This window comes from Bradyrhizobium sp. UFLA05-125 (assembly GCF_059803515.1).
Map to the genome: position 1 here is coordinate 1 of NZ_JBANBJ010000192.1, position 552 is coordinate 552.

The following is a 552-nucleotide window of genomic DNA, read 5'->3' on the forward strand; positions in this document are numbered from 1 at the left end:
TTTGCAGCGCCGCATAAGGCCGGTGATGGCCCTTCTGCGACGACTCCGCACGCCTCGCCGGTCAGTGGAACGGGATTTTGCGAATTCGGTTCGCAAACATGCACACCGAGACCATGAGCAGATTAGCATGAGCTTGCGCACGAACGCGCTGCGGAGGATTAAGATGAAAATCGACGGGCGTTGTCACTGCGGATACATCACCTTTGAGGCCGAGATCGAGCCGGACAAGACCCTGCTCTGCAATTGCACCGACTGCCAGACGTTTTCCGGCTCTGCATTCCGCGTGCACGCCTTCACGCGGGAAGACACTTTCAGGTTGCTCTCGGGCGAGCCGAAAATCTACGTCAAGACCGCCGAGAGCGGCAATAAGAGGCCACAAGCGTTTTGCCCGGAATGTGGAACGCATGTCTACGCGACGGCGCTCGGAGCAGGCCCCAAGATTTACGCCATCCGCGTGGGCTCCATTCGTCAACGCGACCAGATCGTCCCCCATACTCAGTGGTGGTCTCGCTCCGCGCAGCCATGGCTCACATCCGTAGGCTCGATGCGAAC

At 59.4% G+C, this 552-nt stretch carries 1 protein-coding gene; it reads left to right on the plus strand.

The window, feature by feature from the left end:
- Nucleotides 1-163 precede the first annotated feature (163 nt).
- Nucleotides 164-552, plus strand: a 389-nt coding sequence (locus tag SO156_RS45890) for a GFA family protein (protein WP_498539470.1), incomplete at its 3' end; no start/stop codon positions are given.